The 7973-nt window shown below is 62.9% G+C and carries 7 protein-coding genes and 1 pseudogene; all 8 read right to left on the minus strand.

Annotated elements, in window-relative coordinates:
• A partial coding sequence (locus AAFP05_RS05240) for a hypothetical protein (RefSeq protein WP_341728801.1) occupies positions 1-197 on the minus strand: 197 nt, incomplete at its 3' end.
• A 55-nt stretch (positions 198-252) separates the two neighbouring features.
• Positions 253-1995, minus strand: coding sequence for an ABC transporter ATP-binding protein (locus AAFP05_RS05245; RefSeq protein ID WP_341728802.1), 1743 nt, complete (start codon positions 1993-1995; stop codon positions 253-255).
• Positions 1992-2942, minus strand: coding sequence for an ABC transporter permease (locus AAFP05_RS05250; protein WP_341728803.1), 951 nt, complete (start codon positions 2940-2942; stop codon positions 1992-1994). The genes AAFP05_RS05245 and AAFP05_RS05250 overlap by 4 nt, the downstream gene beginning before the upstream one ends.
• Positions 2932-3861, minus strand: coding sequence for an ABC transporter permease (locus tag AAFP05_RS05255; RefSeq protein ID WP_341728804.1), 930 nt, complete (start codon positions 3859-3861; stop codon positions 2932-2934). Before AAFP05_RS05255 ends, AAFP05_RS05250 begins: the two co-directional genes overlap by 11 nt.
• Positions 3862-3982: 121 nt before the next feature.
• Positions 3983-5554: an ABC transporter substrate-binding protein gene (locus tag AAFP05_RS05260; RefSeq protein WP_341728805.1), complete on the minus strand. Its 1572-nt coding sequence runs from the start codon at positions 5552-5554 to the stop codon at positions 3983-3985.
• Positions 5555-5855: 301 nt separating this feature from the next.
• Entirely contained in the window at positions 5856-6473 is a 618-nt protein-coding gene (gene thrH / locus AAFP05_RS05265) for a bifunctional phosphoserine phosphatase/homoserine phosphotransferase ThrH (RefSeq protein WP_341728806.1), read from the minus strand.
• Entirely contained in the window at positions 6474-7802 is a 1329-nt protein-coding gene (locus AAFP05_RS05270) for a homoserine dehydrogenase (protein ID WP_341728807.1), read from the minus strand.
• Positions 7799-7973: pseudogene (locus AAFP05_RS05275) on the minus strand (diaminopimelate decarboxylase); the annotation flags it as partial. The pseudogene AAFP05_RS05275 and the gene AAFP05_RS05270, both read right to left, overlap by 4 nt.

Genomic DNA, 7973 nt, shown 5'->3' on the forward strand with positions numbered 1-7973 from the left:
TCGCCGGCCAGATTGATCATGGACAACGGGGTACGCAATTCGTGGCTGAGCATAGACACCTGATCGGCACGCCACCTGGCCAAGGTTTGCAGCCGCTCGACCTCGACGGCGGCCCGCCGCCATCCGAGGGCGCACCAGGCCAGCCCCCCGGCGAGCAGCATGGCCACGAGCACCACCGCCGACATCGTCCACGCCACGTGTGGAGTCTATGAGCCCCATGCCGATTGGGCGAACGCACCCAGGGTTCTGGGGTCAGGTTCCGAACGCGAAATTCGCACCGGGGATGGCCGCCAGCAGTTCGCGGGTGTAATTCTGCTGCGAGTTCTCGAACACCTCATCGGTGCTCGCGGTCTCGACGACCCGGCCCTCTTGCATCACGCACACGTTGTCGGCGACCAACCGCACCACCGCCAAGTCATGGGTGATGAACATATAGGTCAATCCAAGTTCGGTTTGCAGTTCGGTTAGCAGGGTGAGGATCTGCCCTTGGACGAGCACGTCCAACGCTGAGACTGCCTCATCGAGCACCAGCACCTCGGGCCGCAGGGCCAAAGCCCGGGCAATGGCGACGCGTTGGCGCTGGCCACCGGACAGCTCGCTCGGGTAGCGGTCACGGGTGCCTGACGGCAGCGCTACCTGATCGAGAAGTTCCTTCACCCTGGCCTGGCGCTCGGCCTGGCTACCGATGCCGTGCACGACCAGGGGCTCGGCGATTGTATTGCCCACGCTGTATTGCGGGTCCAAGGTGCCATAGGGATCTTGGAAGACCGGTTGCACCCGGCGCCGGAACTCCATCAACTCGGCTCCTCTGAGGTTGCCGCTGATGTCCTTGCCGTCGAACCGGATCGATCCACCGGTCAACGGCTCCAGCTTCAAGAACAGCTTCGCCAAGGTGGACTTTCCGGAACCGGACTCCCCCACGATGGCCGAGGTGGTGCCCTTCTTCACGCGCAGATTGACGTCGTTGACCGCCACCAGCTCGCGCCGCTCGAACAACCTGCGGGTGCGCAACGTGAACACCTTGCGGGCACCGACGATCTCGATGAGATGGCCGGACGATTCGGCGGCTAGTTCGTCTCGTTCGGCCGCACGCTCGAGCAATGCCTGCTCGGGGGCCGCGCCTTCGAAGACCTCGACCCTATCGTCGTGCAGCGCGGACTGCATCCGCCGCGATGCCAGGCTGGGTGCCGCCGCAACCAGGCGCTGGGTGTAGGGATGTTTGGGTGCGGCCAGGATCTCCTGCGAGGAGCCGGATTCCACCACCCTTCCGCGATACATCACGACCAGGTGCTCGGCCCGCTCGGCGGCGAGCCCCAGATCATGGGTGATGAACAGCACCGAGGTGCCGTACTCGTCGGTGAGGGTCTGCAGGTGATCGAGGATCCGGCGCTGCACGGTGACGTCGAGCGCCGAGGTCGGTTCGTCCGCGATCAACAGCTTCGGACGGGCCGACAGGCCGATACCGATCAGAGCCCGCTGCCGCATGCCACCGGAGAACTCGTGCGGGTACTGCTTCAGACGGTTCTGGGCCTCCGGAAGCCCGGCCTCTGTCAGCACTTCGATGGCGCGCTCGCGTACCGCCTTGTCGCCGCGGGCGACATTGTTGGCCTTGATGGCCTCCTCCACCTGGTAGCCGATCGTCCACACGGGGTTGAGGTTGGACATCGGATCTTGAGGAACATAGCCGATCTGCGCACCGCGCACATCGGTCAATTGCTTGGGCGACAGCTTCGACAGATCGGTACCGTCGAAATTGATCGAGCCCTGCTTGATCCTTCCGGTGCCCGGTAGGAGATCGATGATTGCCTGAGCGGTGGTCGATTTTCCGGATCCGGATTCGCCGACGATTGCGACCCATTGCTTGGGATAGATGGTCAGGTCGGCTCCCTGGACCGCCGGGATCTCACCCGACTTGGTGGTGAAGCTGACGTGCAGGTCATGAATCGCCAGCAGTGGCCCTTGATTTGCGCTCTGTTCAGATGGTGCTGTAGTCATCGGCGTGCACGCTCCTTCGGATCCAGGGCGTCTCGGACGACATCGCCGAGCATCAAGAAGGACAGGACCGTGATCGACAAGGCACCTGCGGGATAGATCAGCGGCATCGGGTTCGTGGTGAGCGAGGCCCTCGCCTGAGAGATGTCATTGCCCCAGCTCATCACGCTGGGCGGTAGCCCGACACCGAGAAACGACAGCGTGGATTCGGCGACGATGTAGGTACCAAGAGATACGGTCGCGACGGCGATCACGGGCGCCAAAGCGTTGGGCAGCACGTGCCGGATGAGAATCCGGAGCCTGGACACACCCAGTGCCAGCGAAGCCATCACATAGTCGGACTGTTTGGCGCTGAGCACCGCGCCGCGCATGATCCTGGCGATCTGTGGCCAGGCGAACATCGCGATCACCACCGCCACGAATATCGGATTGCGGGCCGGGAAAGCCGACATCACGACGATTGCGCCGAGGATGGTGGGGATGGCGAAAAAGATATCGCCGATGCGGGACAGCACAGCATCCCACCAGCCACCGTAGTAGCCGGCGATCGCACCGACGATACCGCCGATCAAGACCACCAAGATGGTGGCGGTCATGCCGACCTGCACCGAGGCACGGGCACCGAAAACCACGCGGGCGAAAACATCGCAGCCCTGCCTGGTGAACCCGAAGGGATGGCCGGCGGCGGGGCCGTGATCGCTGTTGGCGAGCTGGCAGCCGTCGTTCGGCGCGGCCGAAGTCACCACGCCCGGGAAGATCGCAAGGAACAGCACCACCACGATCAACGCGGCAGACACCCAGAACATCGGACGCTTGCGCATCGACTCCCAGGCGTCTCCCCAGGTGGTGCGGGGTTTGCCCGCGACATCAACGGCGTCAACCGCCTTGAGCGGGGTCTCGTCCAAGGGTGCGACGAAATGCTCCTGATGGAGCTGAGCATTACTTGGCATAGCGAATCCTCGGATCGAGCCAGGCGTACAGAATGTCGACCAGCAGATTGGCGAGCATGATGATCACGACCATCACCGCGACGAAGGACACCACTGTTGGTCCGTCGCCGATGGTGACGGCGCGGTAAATGGTGCCGCCCACGCCGTTGACGTTGAAGATGCCTTCGGTCACGATCGATCCGACCATCAGCGATCCGAGATCGACACCGAGGAAGGTGACCACCGGTACCAGCGAGTTACGCAGAACGTGCACCATGATGACCCGGCGCCTGCTCAAGCCCTTGGCTGTGGCGGTGCGGACGAAATCAGCGGACAGATTTTCCGTCACGCTGGATCTGGTGAGCCGCACGATGTAGGCGAACGAGACGCTCGCCAAAACGATGGCCGGCAAGATCAATTCGTTCAGCGGCGCACCGGCCGACACCGTAGTTCTGGCCCAGCCGAGCTTCACACCGAAGATGAGCTGCAGCAGGAAGCCGATCACGAAGGTGGGCGCCGAGATGAGGATCAGACTGGTCACCAGGGCGGTCGCGTCGAAGATCTTGCCTTTGCGCAGGCCTGCGACCAAGCCGACGGCGATACCGGCAACGGCCTCGAAGGCCAGCGCCAATAGTGCGAGCCGGGCCGTGATCGGGAACGCGTGGGACATCACTTCGATGACCGGACGACCGGTATACGACGTTCCCCAGTGCCCCTTGAAGAGGCCGGCAATGTAATAGAAGTACTGATTTATGAATGGCTCGTCCAGGTGGTACTGGGCACGAATGGCGTCGATGGTCGCCTGCGGAGGCTGCCGATCACCGTAAAGGGCTGCAATGGGATCACCGGGAAGGGCAAAGACCATGGCGTAAATGAGGAAGGTCGCCCCGAAGAAGACCGGGATCAGCTGCAATAGCCTGCGGCCGATGTATTTGAGCATCGACGACTCCTAGCTGCGGATGAAATCTGTGGACATGTTAGGGCACTGCGTGTGCTATCAGCACGGTGCCCGGGACATGAGCACGTCCCGGGCACCGCACCGAATCTGCTGCTCGGCCAGATCAGGCTTTGGTGATCTGGTAGTACAGCGGCACGGAGTCCCATCCGAATGCGACATTGTCGACGGACTCACTCCACACACCCACCGCGTTCTGGTACCACAGCGGAATCGATGCCATATCCTTCAGCAGGATTTCTTGAGCTTCGTGATACAGCTGGGTGGCCTCTTCCACGGACGAGGCGGAGGCAGCATCAGCCAGCTTCTGGTCGAACGCGGCACTCGAGTAGCCCTCATAGTTCGAGGATCCGCCGGTCGAATACAGCGGCGACAAGAAGTTGGCCTGCGACGGGTAGTCACCCTGCCAGCCTGCGCGGGTACCACCGGTCAGCTTCTGGTGTTCCCGGTCGTCCAGGGCAGCGGCAAAGGTCGGGTACGGCTGACCTTCGGCCTCGATACCAAGAGTGTTCTTGATGGAGTTGCAGACCGCGTCCACCCAAGCCTGGTGGGGACCGTCAGAGTTGTAGGCGATGGTGAGCGTGGCGCCGGAGTACGGCTTGATGGCATCGGCCTGAGCCCACAGTTCCTTGGCCTTCTCCGGGTTGTACTTCAGCAGATCGGCACCTTCCAGCTTGTCGGTGTAGCCGGCGATCACCGGAGAGGTGAAGTCGGTCGCCGGGGTACGGGTGCCCTGGAAGATGGTCTCAGTGATCTCGTCGCGGTTGACGGCCATCGAAAGGGCCTGTCGGCGCAGTGCACCTTCCTCGTCCTGCCCGAAGCCCGCCACATAGAAGCCCATATTGAAGGACTGGAAAATGGCGGCCGGCTGGTTCACGTTGCGGCCGGCGAACTCGGACGCGTACGTACCGAAAGCGGTATCCGGAATCTGGTCGAGCACGTCCAGGTTTCCGCCCTGCACGTCGGCATAAGCCGACTCCAAGGTGTTGTAGAAGCGGATATCGATACCGTCGTTCTGGGGTACGCGTCCGCCCTTGTAATCGGGGTTGGTCACCAATGTGATGCCCTCGTCGTGGCGCCATGCGCCTTCGCCGTCAAGCATGTAGGGGCCGTTGCCGATCGGGTTCTCGCCGTAAGCGGCAATATCATCGAAGGCCACCGAGGGGAACGGCGCGTAAGCATCGTAGCCAAGCCGCAGCGGGTAGTCCGATTCCGGTTTGACGAGCTGAACAGTGAAGGTCAGATCGTCGACAACGGTGAGTCCGGTCGGCGTGGTGCTGCCATCCTCGCTGACCCCTTCGATATTGCTGAACCAATATGCACCTGCCGAATCGGTAGCCGCATGGGTCCAGGTGTCGACAAAGCTCTTCGCGGTGACGGCCTCGCCGTTGGTGAAGGTCCAGCCATCGTTCAGCTTGATCGTCCACAACGTGGCGTCGTCGCTGTCGATGGATGAGGCGACCTCGTTCTGGATCGCGCCGTCGGCGTCGTAGTACACCAGGCCGGCATAGATCTGCTTCAGAATGCGTCCGCCACCGACCTCGGTGGTGTCGTAGGTGATCAGGGGCTTTTGCGGTTCGGTGCTGTTGGCACTGATAATGGCGCCGTCGCTGCCGCCACTCGAACCTCCATTGCCGCCCGACCCGCAACCAACAAGGGCCAAGGAGGCGGCAGTCATTAGCGCAATAGCGCCAAGGCCTTTATGTCGTCTCTTCACAGTTTCCTCGCTTCTTTTCGAGAATTAAGAACGGTGACCGGACCTTACGATCCGACACGATGCCTTGACAGTAGTCACACGTTGCTGAAAGCACCCAATCGGGTGCCAGGTCGTAACCTGGCAGCAACATTTCTCGTCTCGTCGGAGGTCGCCGCAGGTCGGGGCCCCGGAAAGGTTTGTGAGCAGGGTGTCACCTGATCGGTGCCCTGGACCACCGCGCCGGTGCGGTTCTCGCCACGCAGCGACCGAGGAGACATTCAACTCAGCAGGCCGCAATCGCGACGCTCGCCCGGGTGAACGCCGCCCGCAGTCCGTCGTAGCTGGTTACCGATTCGAACTGCGGGAATTCATCGATCACCCGTTGCGGCGCGCTGAACAAGATGCCGGCCTCGGCTTGGCCGAGCATGGAGGTGTCGTTGTACGAGTCGCCGGCCGCGATGCATGAGAAATTGAGACCCTGGAAGGCCTCGACCGCGTGTCGCTTCTGGTCGGGCATCCGCAGCTTGTATCCGGTGATCCGGCCGTCATCGGCCACTTCGAGGCGATGGCAGAACAGTGTCGGGCGTCCGAGCTGGACCATCAACGGATCGGCGAATTCGTAGAAGGTGTCTGACAAGATAATCACCTGGTAGCGTTCGCGCAGCCAGTCGACGAAGTCTCGCGCGCCCGGCAGCGGGCCGAGCCCGGCGATTACCTCTTGGATCTCGGGCAACTTGAGCCCATGAGCGTCCAGCACGCGCAATCGATGCGTCATCAACTCGTCGTAGTCGCTGACATCTCGCGTGGTCAGCCGCAACTCATCGATTCCGGTGGTCTCGGCGACGGCGATCCAGATCTCAGGGACGAGGACGCCTTCGAGGTCCAGGCAGGCCAGCTGCATTTACATGCCCTCCACTCGCAAGAAGCGCACCTCGCTGCGCACGCTCGGATTGGCCTTCAACTCGCTCAAGCATGCCAGAAGATTCGACTCGATGGCCATGTGAGTCATCAGGCTCAGTTCGGCCGAGGCCGCTGTGCGAGATGCTGTGTCGCTCGCCGGGGTCTGCAGCACGGTTTGTACCGAAATTCCGTGCCTGGCAAGGATCGTTGCGATAGCGGCCAGCACGCCCGGCTCATCCACCACCCGTAGTCGCAGGAAGTAGCGCGTCTGCACCGCCCCCATATCGGCCACCGTCAGATTGTTGTAGATGGTCTGGTTCGGCCCGGCCACTCCGCGCGCCCGGTTACGGGCAACGGTCACCAGGTCTCCGGTGACCGCGCTGGCAGTCGGTGCGCCACCGGCCCCCGGCCCGAGGAACATCAGCCGCCCGGCGGCATCCGCCTCGACGAAGATCGCGTTGTATGCTCCCGAAACCGCAGCCAGCGGATGTCCCAGCGGGATCAACGCCGGGTGCACGCGCACCGAGATCTGTGAGTCGTCCAGCTGATTGGCGATGGCCACCAGCTTGACCACGCAACCGACCTCGCGAGCGGCCCGGATGTCGTCCTGGACGATGCGAGTGATGCCCTCGGTGTGCACCTGGTCGCCGTTTACCCGGGTGTGGAATGCCAGACTGGCCAGCAGCGCCGCCTTGGCGGCGGCATCGAAGCCCTCGACGTCGGCGGTCGGGTCGGCCTCCGCGTAGCCCAGGTCCTGGGCCTGTACCAAGGCAGTCTCATAGTCGGTCTGCTCGGTGGTCATCTTGTCGAGGATGTAGTTGGTGGTGCCGTTGACGATGCCCATCACCATGCGGATCGAGTCGCCAACCAGCGATTCGCGCAACGGCCGGACGATCGGAATCGCGCCGGCGACGGCAGCCTCGTAGTAGACATCGACGCCGGCGCGCTCGGCGGCATCGAAGATCTCGTCGCCGTGAGCCGCCAGCAGGGCCTTGTTAGCGGTCACCACAGAGGCGCCGTGATCGATCGCGGACAAGATCAGCTGCTTAGCCGGTTCGATACCGCCGATCAACTCGATGACGACATCCGTGCCGGGACGTGCGACCAATGCTTCGGCATCGTCGGTGAACAACTCGGTCGGCAGACCGTCGCGCGGACGCGTGAGATCGCGCACGGCGATGCCGACCAGTTCGAGTGGGCGTCCGATCCGCGCGGCGAAGTCATCGCCATGGTCGAGGATCAGCTTGGCCACCTGGGTGCCGACGATGCCCGACCCGAGCAGCGCCACCTTCAGCGGATCGTCGCCTTCTTGACGCACTCGCATCATCATTCCCCCACATCCAATGCCATCAGATCGTCCAGAGTCTCGCGGCGCAGCAAGACCTTCGCTTCGCCGCCGTTCACCACGACCACAGGGGGCCGCGGTATGTGGTTGTAATTGCTGGCCATCGAGCGGCTGTACGCGCCCGAGGCGGGGACGGCCAGCAGATCGCCCGGATGG

It is taken from the genome of Brooklawnia sp. (assembly GCF_032229645.1).
Taxonomy (GTDB): domain Bacteria; phylum Actinomycetota; class Actinomycetes; order Propionibacteriales; family Propionibacteriaceae; genus Brooklawnia.

What these genes read in the sequence shown, in the direction of transcription:
- AAFP05_RS05270 (WP_341728807.1), bottom strand. Translation starts at nt 7,802, where the DNA reads ATGATGATGCGAGTGCGTCAAGAAGGCGACGATCCGCTGAAGGTGGCG.
- AAFP05_RS05250 (WP_341728803.1), bottom strand. Translation starts at nt 2,942, where the DNA reads ATGCCAAGTAATGCTCAGCTCCATCAGGAGCATTTCGTCGCACCCTTG.
- AAFP05_RS05255 (WP_341728804.1), bottom strand. Translation starts at nt 3,861, where the DNA reads ATGCTCAAATACATCGGCCGCAGGCTATTGCAGCTGATCCCGGTCTTC.
- AAFP05_RS05260 (WP_341728805.1), bottom strand. Translation starts at nt 5,554, where the DNA reads ATGACTGCCGCCTCCTTGGCCCTTGTTGGTTGCGGGTCGGGCGGCAAT.
- thrH (WP_341728806.1), bottom strand. Translation starts at nt 6,473, where the DNA reads ATGCAGCTGGCCTGCCTGGACCTCGAAGGCGTCCTCGTCCCTGAGATC.
- AAFP05_RS05245 (WP_341728802.1), bottom strand. Translation starts at nt 1,995, where the DNA reads ATGACTACAGCACCATCTGAACAGAGCGCAAATCAAGGGCCACTGCTG.